This is a genomic window from Micromonospora sp. NPDC051924, from assembly GCF_055586005.1.
Map to the genome: position 1 here is coordinate 39190 of NZ_JBVJJA010000016.1, position 14796 is coordinate 53985.

A 14796-nucleotide genomic window follows, 5' to 3' on the forward strand; every position below is an offset into this window, starting at 1 on the left:
GTCGCTACCAAGGACGACGGGCACCACTCGAAGGTTGACTGGGCGACCGGAAAATCCCGAGCACGACGAAAGGCCGCGCGATCCGCGCGGCCTTTCGTCGTCGGTCAGTCCGTCAGGGCGTCCAGTCGGGGCGCAGCGGGTAGCCGTTGACCCCTTCCGGACCGTTGTGCGTGGCGACCACCTGGTGCAACTGGATGTCGTTGCGATCGAAGGCCATCCGGGAGCCGGCCATGTAGAGGCCCCACACCCGGGCGGTGCCCGGGCCGACCTCGTTCACGCAGAAGTCCCAGTGCTCGACCAGGTTGCGGCACCAGCCCGCGAGGGTCAGCGCGTAGTGCTGACGCAGGTTCTCCTCGTGGTGCACCTCCAGCCCGGCGTCGTGGATCTCGCTGATCAGCCGGCCCGGCCCGGCCAGCTCGCCGTCCGGGAAGACGTACCGGTCGATGAACGCGCCGGAGCGGTGCGGGGCGCGGTTGTCCGCCCGGGTGATGCAGTGGTTCATCAGCCGCCCGCCCGGCTTCAGCCGGCTGCGCAGCGCCCCGAAGTACGCCGGGTAGTTGCGCACCCCGATGTGCTCGGTCAGGCCGATCGACGAGATGGCGTCGAACTGCTCACGCGGCGCGTCCCGGTAGTCCAGGTGCCGCACCTCCGCGAGGTCGCTCAGCCCCTCCCGCTCGATCGCCGCCTGCGCCCACTCGGCCTGCGCCTTGGACAGGGTCACCCCGAGCGCCTTGACGCCGTACTCGCGGGCCGCGTGCCGGACCATGCCGCCCCAGCCGCAGCCGACGTCGAGCAGCCGCATCCCGGGCTTGAGCGCCAGCTTGCCGGCGACCAGGTCGTACTTGGCCCGCTGCGCCTCCTCGAGCGTGTCGTCGGGGCTGTGGAAGACCGCGCAGGTGTACGTCATCGACGGGCCGAGCACCTTCTCGTAGAAGGCGTTCGAGACGTCGTAGTGGTGGGAGATCGCGCTGCTGTCCCGGGTACGCGAGTGGCGCAGCCCGTTCATCACCCGCTTCCAGCGCGGCGCGGCCTCCTGCGGCGGGGGCGGCGGCGGCATCAGCCGCTCCCAGCCCAGCCCCTTCACCAGGGCCAGCGCCTCGCCGACCGGCGGCATCCGCAGCGGCATCTCGTCCTTGAGCACCCGCAGCGCCTCGTACGGGTCACCCGGGTGCACGCCGTCCAAGCCCAGGTCGCCGCTGACGTACGCGCGGGCCATGCCGAGGTCTCCGGGCGCGGTGAGCAGGTACGACAGGCCCCGCTCGGAGCGGATGGACAGGGTGATGCCCGCGTCGGCGGGACCGACGGCGCTGCCGTCGTAGCCGGTGACGCGCACCGGCAGCGGGCCGGTGGTCACCGCGCGGACCACGTCCGCGACGGTCGGGCCCGTGCGCCGACCTCCCGCCGGCGGGCCGGACGGGGCGTCAGCCGCCCCCTGTTCACGGTCGATCAAGCTCACTGTCGTGCCACCGCCTTTTCGTAGAGTCCCGTGAGCCGGTGGTCCGGGTCGTACCGGTCCCGGACGGCGCGCCAGACGTCGCCGCCGTAGAGCCGGTCGAACTCGTCCCGTTCGTAGTACGCGTCGGAGTAGAGCGACTTGTGCCCGCCCGCCCCCGACACCGCGCGCTCGACCGCCCGGTTGACGTCGCCGTCCGCGGCGCCGTCGGCGATCGGCACGCTCCCCCAGAAGCCGATGTTCACATACGTTTCGCCCGGCTGAAGGGGATACAGCGGCCAGGCCCGGGCCGATCCCGGACCGGACGGCTCACGCAACCGCAGCGGGCAGAGCCAGACCGGCGTCATCCCCACGTTCCGGGCGAACCAGCGCAGGAAATCCGCCGTGCCGTCGAGCGGGATCTCCACGTCCTGCACCACCCGCTCCCGGCCCGGCCGGCCGCGCCAGCGGTCGATCCGGGCGGCCACCTGGTGCCGGTGCTCCAGCCGGACCAGCCGGTGGTAGAAGTCGCTGCGCCGGTAGCGCTGGGGCCAGAGCCGGCGGACCACCGGGTGCTGCACCCCGAACGCCGCCGAGCACCAGAACCAGTCGGTGTCCCAGCGCCACAGGTAGTCGTACGCGGTGAGCGCGTCCCGGGTGCGGCGCTGCAGCGACCGGTAGTAGATGTCCTGGCCGGTGTAGTCGCTGGGCCGCCCGGCCGCGTCGTCGGTGAACGTGCCCAGCATCAGGTACGCCTCACCAGGGCTGAACATCACCCCGTCCATCGCGTCGACCGGGTCGCCCTCCCAGGAGCCCTTGGCGATCACCTCACCGATCGCGTCGGTCAGCTCCTCCAGCCGGGTGAACCGGATGTTGCGCAGCGCCACGTAGCGGCGGATCGGTTGCAGCTCGATGCGCAGCCGGGTGGCGTAGCCGAGGCTGCCGAGCGAGTTGGGAAAGGCCCGGAACAGCTCGGCGTGCTCCTCCGGCCCGGCGGTGACGATCTCACCTGAGCCGGTGAGCACGTCCATCTCCAGGACCGACTCGTGCGGCAGGCCGTTGCGGAACGAGGTGGACTCGATGCCCAGCCCGGTCACCGCGCCGCCCAGGGTGATCGTGCGCAGTTGGGGCACCACCAGCGGCATCAGCCCGTGCGGCAGGGTCGCGTCGACCAGGTCCTCGTACGTGCACATGCCCTGCACGTCAGCGGTGCGGGCGGTCGGATCGACGGCGAGCACCCCGGTGAGGCCGCTCACGTCGAGCCCCGGCGCGCGGGGCGCGGACCGGGGGCGGAACAGGTTGGAGGTCTGCTTGGCCAGCCGTACGGGTTCCCCGGCGGGCACCGCGGCGTACGAGCGTCGCAGCGTGCCCACCGCCCGTTCATGATCACGGACAGCGTGCATGAGATCACCTTACGCCCGGGTACGACAATTGGTGGGATGACCACAGTGGCGGTTTCGCGTCCGGCGTGCGACGGCCGCGTTACCGTGGCGGGCATGTCCTCCCCCGCCCTCGCCGCTCTCGACGTCGCCGGACTGCCGTACCGGGTCATCCGGCACGGTCCGGTCCGCAGCCTCGCCGAGGCGGCGCAGGCACGCGGCGTCGAGGTGCCCGACGTGGTCAAGACCATCGTGGTCCGGCGCGGCGAGGACGACCACCTGTTCGTGCTCACCCCCGGCGATCGGGTGATCTCCTGGCCCAAGCTGCGCGCGCTGCTCGGGGTGAGCCGGATGTCCATGCCGGACGCGGCGGCCGCGAAGGCGGCCACCGGCTACGAGCGCGGCACCATCACCCCGTTCGGCTCGACCACCGCCTGGCCGGTCGTCGCCGACGAGCGGCTGCGCGGCCGGGAGATCACCCTCGGCGCGGGCGAGCACGGCGTGGCCGTGGCGGTCGACGCGGACGCCGCCATCACCACTCTGGACGCGACCGTGGCCGACGTCACCGACGCGGAACCCGCCCGCTGACCGGTGGCCGTCCCGGCCGGACCGGCATAGCGTGAGAGGCATGCCGAAAGCCGTCTGGAACGACCTGATCATCGCGGAGAGTGACGACACCGTGGTGGTCGAGGGCAACCACTACTTCCCCCGTACGGCGCTGCGCGACGACCTGATCCGCGACTCCGCCACCCACACGGTCTGCCCGTGGAAGGGCACCGCCTCCTACTACAGCCTGGAAGACGCGGGCCGGACCAGCGAGGACGCCGTCTGGTACTACCCGGACCCGAAGCCGGACGCGGAGATGGTGCGCGACCGGGTGGCGTTCTGGAAGGACGTGAAGGTCGTCGACTGAGTCACGCTCCGTCGAGGCGACTGGCTATCGACGGACGCCATGGTTCAGGATGCCCCCATGTCCGAGCAACCGACCGATCCGCCCGGCACCGTCTACGGCGCCCGCCGCCCGGGCCGCCCCGGCCTGCCGCAGGACCCGCTGATGCGGATCGCGCTGGGCGTGGCGGTGGGCGGCGTGCTCCTGGGCATCTTCTTCGCCACCGGCGTGCTCGGCGGTGGCGTCGAACGGCCAGTGGTGCCGGCGGCGGCGGTGCCCACTCCCGCGGCGAGCGGGTCGAGCGCGGCCGCCCCCACGACGGCGGCGCCGACCACACCGGCCGCCCCGTCGCCGACCCCTGTGGCGACCACCCCGCCGGCGCCACCGACCGGACCGAAGGCCCTCCGCTCGGTGCCCTCCGGGCTCTGCCTCGGGCTGGAGAGCGACCAGCAGCAGGCAAAGGCGCAGCTCGCGCCGTGCACCGGCGGGCCGGAGCAGCAGTGGGCGGCCAATCAGCTCGCGCCGGACGCGGTGGCGCTCACCGTGGCCGCGTACGGTCAGTGCCTGGACGTCGAGGGCGGCAGCACCGATGACGGCGCCAAGCTCCAGCAGTTTCCCTGCCACGGGCAGGGCAACCAGCAGTGGCGGTTGCAGCCCGCCGGCTCGGGCGCCGCGGTGCTGCTGGTCGCGGTGCACAGCGGCAAGTGCGCGCAGGCCGAGGGAGCCGGCACCCAGCCCGGCACCAAGATCGTGCAGGCACCCTGCACCGGCGCTCCCGAGCAGCAGTGGACCGCCGGCTGACCGGTCAGCCCCGGTAGCTCCAGGCCCGGCGGCCGACGGCGACAGGCACCACGAACGACGGGTCGTCGGCCCGGCGGCGCAGCAACAGCGAGAGCCCGGCCGCCCCGATCGACAGCGCGCCGGCCACGTACCAGGCCAGGGCGTAGTCGCCGAGCCGGTCGCGGACCAGGCCGGCACCGGTCGCGGCGAGGGCCGCGCCGACCTGGTGGGCGGCGAAGACCCAACCGAAGACCACCGCGCCGGACGCGCCGAACCACTCCCGGCACAGCGCCACGGTCGGCGGCACGGTGGCCACCCAGTCCAGGCCGTAGAAGATGATGAAGACGAGCATGCTGGGCTGCGCACTGCCGGCGAAGAGGCTCGGCAGCACCAGCAGGGACGCGCCGCGCAGCGCGTAGTAGGCGCCGAGCAGCAGCCGGCTGTCCACCCGGTCGGTGAGCCAGCCGGAGGCGACCGTACCGGCGATGTCGAAGAGACCGACCAGGGCGAGCAGGCCGGCGGCGGTCGTCTCCGGCATGCCGTGGTCGTGCGCGGCGGGCACGAAGTGGGTGCCGACCAGGCCGTTGGTGGTCGCGCCGCAGATCGCGAACCCGCCGGCGAGCAACCAGAACGGCCGGGTCCGCGCGGCGGCGGTGAGCGCGCCGACCGCCCGGGCCGCCGCCCCGCCGGCCGGCGGCGCCGGCGGCACCACCTGGTCCGCGCCGTAGGCGGGCAGGCCGAGATCCGCCGGGTGCTCGCGCAGCAGCCACACCACCAGGGGTACGACCGCCAGCGCGGCCCCGGCGACGACGAGCGCCGCCACCCGCCAGCCGTGGTCCCGGACCAGCACGGCGACCAGCGGGAGGAAGACCAGTTGTCCGGCGGCCCCACCGGCGGTGAGGACGCCGGTGACCAGGCCGCGACGGCGGACGAACCAGCGCCCGGTGACGGTCGCCACGAACGCCAGGGCCATCGAGCCGGTGCCGAGGCCGACCAGGACACCCCAGCAGAGGATCAGCTGCCAGCTCGCGGTCATCCCCACGGTCAGCCCGCTGCCCAGGGCCACCAGCACCAGCGCGACGGCCACCACCCGACGGATGCCGAACCGGTCCATCAGCGCGGCGGCGAAGGGGGCGGTGAGCCCGTAGAGCATGAGGTTGACCGAGACGGCGGCGGAGATGGTGGCGAGCGGCCAGCCGAACTCCGCGTGCAGCGGGTGCAGCAGCACCCCGGGCGTGGCGCGGAAGCCGGCCGCGCCGACCAGCGCGACGAAGGAGACGCCGGCCACGAGCCAGGCCGGATGGAGACGGTGTCGGGTCACCCTCCGAGTCTCGGGGGTGGCGGGCGGCACGACGAGTGGCCGGAAAGCCAGCATGCGCAATAATCGGGCCATGACGCTCGTTCCGCACCGGATCGCGGTGCTCGCCCTCGACGACGTGGTCGGCCTCGACCTGGGCACCTCGGCCCAGGTGTTCGGCTGCGCCCGCACCGAGGACCTCACGCCCCTCTACACGGTCGAGACCTGCACCCCCGGCGGCCGTCCGGTGCGCAGCACCGCCGGCTTCCAGGTGCTCCCCGACCACGGGCTGGAGCTGCTGGACCGGGCCGACACGGTGGTCGTCCCCGGGGTGCACGGGGGTTCGGCGATGACCGACGGGACCCTCGACCCGGAGGTCGCGGCGGCGCTCCGCGCGGCCCACGCGCGAGGCGTACGGATCATGTCGATCTGCACCGGCGCGTTCGTGCTGGCCGCCGCCGGCCTGCTCGACGGACGCCCGGCCACCACCCACTGGGCGTACGCGGACCCGTTCCGCCGGCTGCACCCGGGTGTCGACCTCGACCCGGAGGTGCTCTTCATCGACGCCGGGGAGGTGCTCACCTCGGCCGGGGTGGCCGCCGGCATCGACCTCTGCCTGCACGTCATCCGCACCGACCACGGCAGCGAGGTGGCCAACCGGGCCGCCCGCCGCTGCGTGGTGCCGCCGTGGCGGGACGGCGGTCAGGCCCAGTACATCGAGCGCCCGGTGCCCCGCGCCGCGGCGGTCGGCACCACCGCCACCCGCGAGTGGGCCCGGCAGCGGCTGCACGAGCCGGTCGCCCTGCGCGACCTGGCCGCGCACGCCCGGATGAGCGTACGGACCTTCACCCGGCACTTCCGCTCGGAGACCGGGCTCAGCCCGGCACAGTGGCTGATCCAGCAGCGCACCGAGCACGCCCGGCTGCTGCTGGAGACCACCGACCTGACCGTCGACCAGATCGCCCGGCACGCCGGCTTCGGCACCACCGCCGCCTTCCGGCAGCACTTCCACCAGCGGGTCGGCGTGGCTCCCACGGCCTACCGGCGGACCTTCCGGCGGAGCCCGGAGGCGACGGCGTCCCGCTGACGGGACGGCTCAGCGGCGGCTGCCGTCGCGGTGCGAGCAGCCGCCGCTTCGGTGCGGCTCAGGCGAAATGCGGCTGCTGGCGCAGGGCGCGCAGTTGGGCCAGGTGCATGGGCAGGTGGACGCGGGTGTGCAGGTCCAGCACCCGGCCCCAGGGCAGCGAATCGTCCACGTCCAGGTCGAAGCCTTCCCGCAGCACGGTGTCGACCGGGGTCTCCGCGGCCGGGCCGAGCCGCTCGGCCAGCACGCAGAGCTTCTGGCTGGTGGCCCGGAGCAGGGCGGCCAGCCCGTCCAGCCCGCCGCACTCGGAGACCAGCGCGTCGAGCTGCGGCCGGTGGATCGTCTCCAGGTCGTAGTACGCGAACGGCGACCCGGCCAGCACCGCCTCGGTCGCCTCGCTCATCAACTCGTCGTTGGCGGCCAGGTGCGCCACGATCTGGTCGGCGGCCAGCTCCCCGTCCTCGGGCGGCCCGAACCCGCCCGCGTCCACTTCCGCCAGCACCGTCTCGTACGCCCGCCGCAGCTCCACGGCGTCCACGTCGTCCATTCCCGAATCCAACTCCGGCCCCCGACGGCCGTACCGCGACTACCCCGCCCGGTTCACCCGGACGGGGTCCATGCACCTGCCGCGATCTCGGCAAGTTGCGATTCGCAGGTGTGGAAACGCCGCTGGCCGGCACCCCTTGTTCGGGGTGCCGGCCAGCGTTGCGTAGGTGGGTCAGCTGTTCCAGTGCTGGGCGACCAGGTCGGCGGCCTGCTGCTCCCACTGGGCGTAGGCGTCCGGGTAGGCCGACACCTGCACGGTCTGCGCGGCCTGGGTCAGCGGCATGTCCTGCCAGCCGTCGACCTGCTTCAGACCCTTCTCGAACGCGAGGGTCGAGTACTCGGGGTCGGTGATCTGCTCCGGCGTACCCCAACCACTGGAGGGGCGCTGCTGGAACAGGCCCAGCGAGTCATGGTCATTCTGGTCGCCGAGGTGGCCCAGGTTCTCCAGCTTCGACTCCTGCAGCGACGTGGCGATCGAGATGACCGCGGCCCGCTCCGGCAGACCCGCCTTCTTCGTCGCGGCGATGATCGCCTTGGCGTTACCGACCTGCTCGTCGTTCAGGGTGATCTTCGACTGGGCGCCCTGCACACCATGCGGGATCAGCTTGCCGGTGTCCGGCTTGTCCGCCTGCACCGCGACCGCGACCGGCTTGCCCTCCACGGGACGAGCCTCGGCGTGCGCGGCGATCGGACCGGCGAACACACCACCGGTGAAGGCCAGACCAGCAACACCAAGAACGCTCTTACGAATGATCGTGTTCATGGGAAAGCTCCATTCGGGGGTTGGCACACCACACGCCGACGGGGGGGGTCGGCGGGCGCGCAAGCACCGTCAGGCGCTCAAACAAGGGGGAAAGTCTTGCGGGGGGATCCGACGCTCGCGGGGCTTGGCCACTTCGCGGCGCCGGGACCATGTGTAACGACCGGCGACCCACCACCATTCCCGGGGGCCCGTCACCCCGTCGGGCGGCGCGGTCTTCCTCGGCCGTTCACCGGGATACAACGACCCCGCCCCGGCCACCATTCCGACCCCCGGATGCCCCCGGTCACACCCCCAAACCGGACACCACACCCCACCGCCGGCCGGGCCGCTCACCCGCCCGGCCCGTCAGTGGAACGCCATGGACGTCTCCGGGCCCCGGTGACGTCCATGGCGTTCCACCCACCGCACCCAGCCAGCCCATAACCGAACAAACCGCGCACCGCCCCCAACACCGGGGGCCGGCCCCTGCGCCCGCCTTGATCCACTCCGCATCGCCGACGTGGCGGTATCCGGCATCGCGAACACCCCACATCGCCGACCTGCAGTGCGGGCAAGAGGGGCCGGGCCCCCTGCCGGTCTCAGGCGGTCGCCTGCGCGTGGCGGACCGTACGGCTGGTCGTGGCGATGAGCGCGAGGAACAGGAGCCAACCGGCCAGGGCGTACGTCAGCGTCCGCGCCCCGACCAGGGCGATGAGGGCACCGCTGGCCATGGCGCCGATGGCGGAGGCCCCGGTGGTCAGCGTGCTCACCGCGCTGGTCACCCGCCCCCGGAGGGCGTCCGGGGTCACGGCGAGCCGATAGCTGTCCAGGGCGACGTTGTAGATCGGTGCGACCACCGACTCGGCGAACGCGACAACCAGCAGGAGCCACCAGGTCGGGGCCACCGCGTACAGGGGGAACGCCAGCCCTTCCGCCCACAGCATCACGATGGACAGGCGGCCCAGCGGGAAGCGTCGGGCCAACGGCGCAGCGGCGACGCTGCCCAGCAGTGCCCCGACCGCCGCGCCGCTGAAGACGATGCCGACCTGGGTCGGGTTCGCGTGCAGTTGCCGGGCCAGCATGATGATCAGGAGGTACCCGGCACCGTAACGCAGGCTGTCCCCGGCATCGAGCAGCGCCAGCACCCGGATCACCGGCCGGTGCCACAGCCACGCCAAGCCTTCCCGGATATCGGTCAGCAGCCTCCGGGCTGAGGCGGGCGTCCCGTTCCGCTCCTCCTGGAACTCGGCGCGGATGGCGCGCAGCGAGACCGCGGAGATCAGGAACGAGGCGGCGTTGAACCCGAACGGTACGACGCGGCCCAGGGCGTAGGCGGCACCCGCCACGGAGGCGCCCGCTATCCGGAGCCCGTTGGACATGGCTCCGAACGCACCCAGCGCGGCGGGCAGCTCCGCCCGGCTGACGACGTTCGGCAGCGCCGAACTGTTCGCCGCCGTGAACAGGGTGCTCAACACGCCGGTCAGGACCGCGACGATGTAGAGCTGGGGCATTCCCAGCACCCCGAGCGCGGCCGCGACCGGGACGGTGGCGGTGAGCAGGCCGCGACCGGCGTCGCACATGATCATGGCTGCCTTGCGATCCCAGCGATCGACCAGCGCGCCCGCGACCGGGCCGCACACGAGGAAGACGATGGTCTGGAAGCCGAGGACGAGTCCGGCCTGGGTGGCCGAGCCGGTCAACGTCACCACCAGGAGCGGCAGCGCGAAGAACTGCAGTTGGTCGCCCAGTTGGGAGACGAGCCGGCCGCCGAGGAGCAGTTGGAAGTCCCGGTGCTGCCAGACGCTCCGCGGCCGGGCCGGGTTGACGGTGTCCATGGTGAAGTCCTGTCGACGATGATGCGCCATCCGGCGCCCTGCCAGAACGGTCGACAGACACGCGGCTCCCACCGAGGACGCGAGCCAGGGGGAGGGGATCGTGCACCGCGGAGCCACCCGGAAAAGGGCAGACTCCACCCGCGTGCCGGGGCCAGGCAGCTAGGACTTACGCGGGTGGAACATGGGCGCGAGCGTACCGCAGGCCCCCTCCGGGGTCTTCCTCATTTATTTCCGGCGGCCACGACGGGGCGACGGCGTCGGCCCGGGTCAGCGGCGCCCGTGGCGGGCGCGCAGGTAGTCGGAGACCACGTACTCGCCGAGGTCGTCGAGGTCGGGGGTGAACATCCGGCCCTTCGACCGCCGGGCCACCGCGTCGACGAAGCGGCGCAGGCCCGGGTCGTCGCCGAGCATGAACAGGTTCAGCGTGGCCCCGTACCGGGTCAGCTTGTCGACCTCCCGGACGGTCGCCTCGATCGTCTCGGGCAGCGGCGGCCAGTGGAAGTACGCCTCACCGTCCTCCGGGTCCAGGTGCGCCGTCGGCTCGCCGTCGGTGACCACCAGCACCACCGGCTCGGCGCCCGGGTGCCGGCGCAGGTGCCGGCCGGCCAACCGCAGCGCGTGTTGGAGGTTGGTGCCCTGCCGCATGTCCGGCTCGACCGCGGCCAACTCCTGCTGGGTGAGCGTGGTCGCCTCCAGTCCGAAGCCGATGATCTGCAGCGCGTCCTGCGGGAAGCGGGTCGCCATCAGGTGCGACAGGGCCAGCGCGGTCTGCTTCATCGGGCCCCAGCGCCCCTGCGAGATCATCGAGTACGACAGGTCGACGCAGAGCGCCACCGCCGCCGACGCCCGCCGCTCGGTCTCCACCACCTCGAAATCCTCGACCGCGAGCTGGACCGGCACCGACGGCCCGGCGCGGCGTACCGCGCGGGTGAGGGTGCGCACCACGTCGAGGGGCTGCTCGTCGCCGTACTCCCACTGGCGGGAGGCGCCGCTCACCTCGCCGGCCGCCCCGGCGGAGCGCAGGTCGTGCTGGCCGCGCGGCCCGGCGGTGAGGTCGGCGAAGACCCGTCGCAGGGCGGTGCCGGCGAGCCGGCGCAACGCCTTCGGGCTGAGGGTCAGCCCGTCCGCGTCCCGGGTCACCCAGCCCTGCCGGCGCAGCTCCCGCTCCAGCTCCCGCAGCCGGCGTACGTCGTCGGCGGCCTCCCGGCCCAGCGTCCGGGCCACCGCGTCGACGTCGACGTCGTCCAGGGTGGCGCCCGGGTGCTCCTGGTCGAGCTGGTCGAGCAGCTCGTCCAGCTCGGCGAGCTCGCCGAGCGCGCCGGTCGCCTCGCCGTAGCCGAGCGGCTGGTCGCCCCGGACCCGCTCGCCGCGCTGCCAGTTCAGGTCGGGTCGCAGCGCCTGCAGGTGGGCGTCGAGCTGGGACAGCTCCCCGGCCAGTTGCTCGCCGAGCGACTGGCGCATGAGGCCGGCCAGCTCCTCGCGTTGCCGGTCCGACAGCGACCGCATCAGCCGCTCGCCGGCCGCCGCCCGCCGGGCCAGCACGTCGACCAGCTCGTCGACGTCCTTGGGCTGCTCGGGGAAGAACTCGCCGTGCCGGCGCATGAACTCGGCGAACGCGTCGGTGGTGTCCTCGGACCGGGCGTGCCGGGCGAGCAGGTCGTTGAGGTCGCGCATCATCTCGCCGAGCTGCCGCTGGGCGGCCGGGTCGGCGGCGGCCCGCGCCGCGTCCCGCAACCCGGCGAAGCGCTGCTCCAGCACCTCGCCGCGCAGCCCGTCGAGGATCCGCTGATACGTCTGCCGCGCCTCGGCGCTGGCCCAGTCGTACCCGGACAGCTCCTCCACCGCCCGGGCGGTGGAGCGGGGCAGGTTGTCCAGCACCGCCTCGGCGAACCGGGCGCTGTCGTCGTCCCGCCCGCGCAGCTCGTCCCGCTCGGCGGCGAGGGCCTGGTCGAGCAGGGCCCGGGCGCGGGTCACCGCCCCGTCCAGGTCGCCCCGGCGCAGCGCCTCGCGGCGCAGCCGGCGGGCCCGGGCGGCCAGGTCGTCGAGGCCGCCGCGCCCCTGGGGACCACGGCGCAGCAGGTCGCGCAGCGCCTCCCGCAGGCTGCCGCCGGCCAGCACCTCGGAGCCGACCGCGTCCACGGCGGCCCGCACGTCGTACGGCGGGGCGAGCGGGTCGGGCCCGCCGCGCCACTGCCCGTACCGGAACCGGTTGCCGGCCACGGTCAGCCCCGGCCGCCGTAGACGGTGCGGCCGGAGTCGGTGACGTCCTTGCCCAGCCGCCGGGTCAGGTGCAGCCCCTCGAGGACGAACTCGATGCCGGCGGCGGCCTCCTCGGGGGTGGGCGCGTCGCCCAGCCCGAGCCGGTCGAGCGCCTTGGCCAGCCCGGGCACGGTGCCGACCTGGCGCAGCAGTTCGGCGGAGGAGACCAGCTCGCCGGTCTCGATCTCGCCGCCCTCGGCGACCAGCGCGGTGAACCCGGACAGGTCCAGCCCGGCCAGCCGGGCCCGGAACGTCTCGGCCGTGGCGGTACGCAGCAGGTGGGCCAGGATCTCGATCTCCCGCCCCTCCTCGCCGCTCTCGAACTCGACCTTGCCGCGCAGGGTGGAGGTCACCGACACGGCGTCCCCGACCCGGGCCACCGGGGCCTCGCCGGAAGCGGTGGCGAGCAGGCCGGCGCGGCGCAGCGCCGCGGCGGCGACGGTCTCCGCGGCGGCGATGGCGAACCGGGCGGACACACCGGAACGCGGGTCCACCGACGGCGACTCCCGGACGGCGCGGGCGAAACGCGCGAGCACCTCCAGCACGTGCTCGGGCACGGCGGCGACCAGGTCGGCCTCCTGCCGGATCAGCGCCAGCTCCAGCTCGAGGTCGACCGGGTAGTGGGTGCGGATCTCCGCGCCGAAGCGGTCCTTCAGCGGGGTGATGATCCGGCCCCGGTTGGTGTAGTCCTCCGGGTTGGCGCTGGCCACCAGGAGCAGGTCCAGCGGCAGCCGCAGCTGGTAGCCGCGAACCTGGATGTCCCGCTCCTCGAGCACGTTGAGCAGCGCCACCTGGATCCGTTCGGCGAGGTCGGGCAGCTCGTTGACGGCGAAGATGCCGCGGTTGGTGCGGGGCACCAGTCCGAAGTGGATGGTCTCCGGGTCGCCGAGGGTGCGTCCCTGGGCGATCCGGATCGGGTCGACGTCGCCGATCAGGTCACCGACGCTGGTGTCCGGGGTGGCCAGCTTCTCGCCGTACCGCATGGAGCGGTGCAGCCAGCCGATCGGCAGCTCGTCGCCGCGCTCGGCGACGAGGGCCCGGGAGGCGGGGGTGAGCGGGTGCATCGGGTGCTCGTTGAGCACCGAACCGGGGATCACCGGCGTCCACTCGTCGAGCAGCGCGCCCAGCGAGCGGATCAGCCGGGTCTTGCCCTGGCCGCGCTCACCGAGCAGCACCATGTCGTGGCCGGCGAGCAGGGCCCGCTCGACCTCGGGCAGCACCGTGTCCTCGTAGCCCACGATGCCGGGGAAGCGCTCCTCGCCGGAACGCATCCGGGCGAGGAGGTTGTCGCGGATCTCCTGCTTGACGGTGCGGTAGCGATGTCCGGACGCCCGCAGCGCGCCGAGCGTGCCCGGCAGGTCGGCGGGCGGGACCGGGGAAACCTGGTTGGGAGCGGTCACCCGGCCAACGCTATCTCGGCCGGGTGACGTCCTGCCCACTTCCGGATCACAGCCGGGGAATCGGGCCGGGCCAGGGCCGCCGGCAGCGGGCGCACGCCCCGCGCCGGCGCAGGTGGTACGCCAGTGTCGCCGCGCCGAGCGCCGGCCCCCACAGCGGCCAGAGCAGGATCGGGGCGGTGGCCGCACCCAGCCCGCCGGCCACCCGCCAGAACTCGGGGGCGGCCAGTTCGCCGAGGGTGCCGGCGGTCACCGCGATCGCCACCAGGGTGCCCGGGACGACGGCGAGCAGCGGCGGCACCCGCCGGCCGCCCAGCCGGGGCAGCCGGCGCGGGAACACCTCGCCCCAGCGCTGCACGAGACCGAGGGTGAGCACCGCCCCGACGGTGGCGAACGCGCCGAGGCCGGCCCCGGCCCAGACCAGGCCGGTGTCGTGCAGCTCGGCCAGGAACTCCCGGGAGATGCCCAGCGGAATGCCCACCGCCCAGGCGAACCGGGTGGCGGCGTACACCAAGGGGATGGCCGCGGCGGTCCACGCCGCCCAGCGGCCCCACCGGGTGGCGGCCGCCGGGGTGGTCCAGCCGGCCTCCTCGCCGTCCCGGCCGCACGCCGCGCACGCCCCGGCGGTCCGCCGCTGCCAGGCCAGCACGGCGGCGGCGAGCAGCACCCCGGCGGCGAGGGCGGAGAACTTCGCCGCGAGGGTCCAGTCGAAGATCCGGGCGTAGTCGACGGGCGGCCAGCCGAACGGCGCCCCGATGATCAGCATCGGCAGGTAGCCGAGGATGACCAGTACCCGGACATCCGGCACCAGCACGGCCAGCACGGCCGCCACGGTCCAGCCGTACCCGAGCAGGAGCGCCCGCAACGGCCGCGACGGGCGGGCGGTGCCCACCATGGCGAGGGCGGCGACCGCGGCACCGAGCAGCACCGCGGCGAAGACCGGCGGCCCGTACCCGACGGGCAGCAGCCGCAGCAGGCTGGCCTCGCCGTTCGCGTCGTTGGCACCGAGCGGGTAGCCGCGGCCGGTGAGCGTGCCGACCAGGGCGACAACGCCCCACAGGCCGAGCCAGCCGGCGGCCAGGGGCGCGATTCTCATCGATGTGGTGGTCATGGTTCCACCCTCGCCGGACCCGCTCGGAGGCTCCTCCCGCGCCGG

13 protein-coding genes are annotated in these 14796 nt (G+C 73.8%); 4 read left to right on the plus strand and 9 right to left on the minus strand.

Annotation, left to right across the window (positions count from 1 at the left end; genetic code table 11):
- Positions 1-112: 112 nt before the first annotated feature.
- Together ACZ6S5_RS15090 and ACZ6S5_RS15095 are read right to left on the minus strand one after the other, a co-directional pair.
- On the minus strand, positions 113-1456 hold the full coding sequence (locus ACZ6S5_RS15090; RefSeq protein WP_466000718.1) for a class I SAM-dependent methyltransferase: 1344 nt from the start codon (positions 1454-1456) through the stop codon (positions 113-115).
- Positions 1453-2835: an FAD-binding oxidoreductase gene (locus ACZ6S5_RS15095; RefSeq protein ID WP_466000719.1), complete on the minus strand. Its 1383-nt coding sequence runs from the start codon at positions 2833-2835 to the stop codon at positions 1453-1455. The genes ACZ6S5_RS15090 and ACZ6S5_RS15095 overlap by 4 nt, the downstream gene beginning before the upstream one ends.
- Before the next feature lie 93 nt (positions 2836-2928).
- Between ACZ6S5_RS15095 and ACZ6S5_RS15100 the strand changes: the two genes are divergently transcribed.
- Genes ACZ6S5_RS15100 through ACZ6S5_RS15110 form a run of 3 tightly spaced genes read left to right on the plus strand, consistent with a single transcriptional unit; the run spans position 2929 to position 4501 of the window.
- Positions 2929-3399, plus strand: a complete 471-nt coding sequence (locus ACZ6S5_RS15100; protein WP_466000720.1) for an aminoacyl-tRNA deacylase — start codon at positions 2929-2931, stop codon at positions 3397-3399.
- A gap of 40 nt (positions 3400-3439) precedes the next feature.
- Positions 3440-3724 carry a DUF427 domain-containing protein gene (locus ACZ6S5_RS15105; protein WP_466000721.1) on the plus strand — a complete coding sequence of 95 codons (285 nt, stop codon included), beginning with the start codon at positions 3440-3442 and terminating at the stop codon, positions 3722-3724.
- Positions 3725-3781: 57 nt separating this feature from the next.
- Positions 3782-4501, plus strand: a complete 720-nt coding sequence (locus ACZ6S5_RS15110) for an RICIN domain-containing protein (RefSeq protein ID WP_466000722.1) — start codon at positions 3782-3784, stop codon at positions 4499-4501.
- Between the two features lie 4 nt (positions 4502-4505).
- On the opposite strand, the gene ACZ6S5_RS15115 is transcribed toward ACZ6S5_RS15110, so the two are convergent.
- Positions 4506-5801, minus strand: coding sequence for an MFS transporter (locus tag ACZ6S5_RS15115; protein WP_466000723.1), 1296 nt, complete (start codon positions 5799-5801; stop codon positions 4506-4508).
- Positions 5802-5853: 52 nt separating this feature from the next.
- Between ACZ6S5_RS15115 and ACZ6S5_RS15120 the strand changes: the two genes are divergently transcribed.
- Positions 5854-6864 (plus strand): GlxA family transcriptional regulator, encoded by a 1011-nt coding sequence (locus tag ACZ6S5_RS15120; protein WP_466000724.1) that lies wholly within the window; start codon positions 5854-5856, stop codon positions 6862-6864.
- Positions 6865-6922: 58 nt separating this feature from the next.
- Here ACZ6S5_RS15120 and ACZ6S5_RS15125 read toward each other — a convergent pair whose 3' ends face one another.
- The 6 genes from ACZ6S5_RS15125 to ACZ6S5_RS15150 form a co-directional block, all read right to left on the minus strand.
- Entirely contained in the window at positions 6923-7408 is a 486-nt protein-coding gene (locus tag ACZ6S5_RS15125; protein ID WP_466000725.1) for a hypothetical protein, read from the minus strand.
- 171 nt (positions 7409-7579) lie between these two features.
- Entirely contained in the window at positions 7580-8170 is a 591-nt protein-coding gene (locus tag ACZ6S5_RS15130; protein ID WP_466000726.1) for a hypothetical protein, read from the minus strand.
- Between the two features lie 578 nt (positions 8171-8748).
- The gene (locus ACZ6S5_RS15135; RefSeq protein WP_466000727.1) at positions 8749-9984 is read right to left on the minus strand and encodes an MFS transporter; all 1236 of its coding nucleotides are present in this window, start codon (positions 9982-9984) and stop codon (positions 8749-8751) included.
- A 267-nt stretch (positions 9985-10251) separates the two neighbouring features.
- Positions 10252-12204 carry a vWA domain-containing protein gene (locus ACZ6S5_RS15140; protein WP_466000728.1) on the minus strand — a complete coding sequence of 651 codons (1953 nt, stop codon included), beginning with the start codon at positions 12202-12204 and terminating at the stop codon, positions 10252-10254.
- Positions 12205-12206: 2 nt separating this feature from the next.
- A complete protein-coding gene (locus ACZ6S5_RS15145) occupies positions 12207-13643 on the minus strand; it encodes a sigma 54-interacting transcriptional regulator (protein ID WP_466000729.1) in 1437 nt (478 codons plus the stop codon).
- Positions 13644-13689: 46 nt separating this feature from the next.
- Positions 13690-14751, minus strand: coding sequence for a hypothetical protein (locus ACZ6S5_RS15150; RefSeq protein WP_466000730.1), 1062 nt, complete (start codon positions 14749-14751; stop codon positions 13690-13692).
- Between the last annotated feature and the right edge of the window lie 45 nt (positions 14752-14796).

Bases quoted from the DNA above. Each gene is read 5' to 3' on its own strand.
- ACZ6S5_RS15130 (WP_466000726.1), bottom strand. From the start codon at position 8,170: ATGAACACGATCATTCGTAAGAGCGTTCTTGGTGTTGCTGGTCTGGCC.
- ACZ6S5_RS15125 (WP_466000725.1), bottom strand. From the start codon at position 7,408: ATGGACGACGTGGACGCCGTGGAGCTGCGGCGGGCGTACGAGACGGTG.
- ACZ6S5_RS15135 (WP_466000727.1), bottom strand. From the start codon at position 9,984: ATGGACACCGTCAACCCGGCCCGGCCGCGGAGCGTCTGGCAGCACCGG.
- ACZ6S5_RS15120 (WP_466000724.1), top strand. From the start codon at position 5,854: ATGCGCAATAATCGGGCCATGACGCTCGTTCCGCACCGGATCGCGGTG.
- ACZ6S5_RS15105 (WP_466000721.1), top strand. From the start codon at position 3,440: ATGCCGAAAGCCGTCTGGAACGACCTGATCATCGCGGAGAGTGACGAC.
- ACZ6S5_RS15095 (WP_466000719.1), bottom strand. From the start codon at position 2,835: ATGCACGCTGTCCGTGATCATGAACGGGCGGTGGGCACGCTGCGACGC.
- ACZ6S5_RS15110 (WP_466000722.1), top strand. From the start codon at position 3,782: ATGTCCGAGCAACCGACCGATCCGCCCGGCACCGTCTACGGCGCCCGC.
- ACZ6S5_RS15100 (WP_466000720.1), top strand. From the start codon at position 2,929: ATGTCCTCCCCCGCCCTCGCCGCTCTCGACGTCGCCGGACTGCCGTAC.
- ACZ6S5_RS15150 (WP_466000730.1), bottom strand. From the start codon at position 14,751: ATGACCACCACATCGATGAGAATCGCGCCCCTGGCCGCCGGCTGGCTC.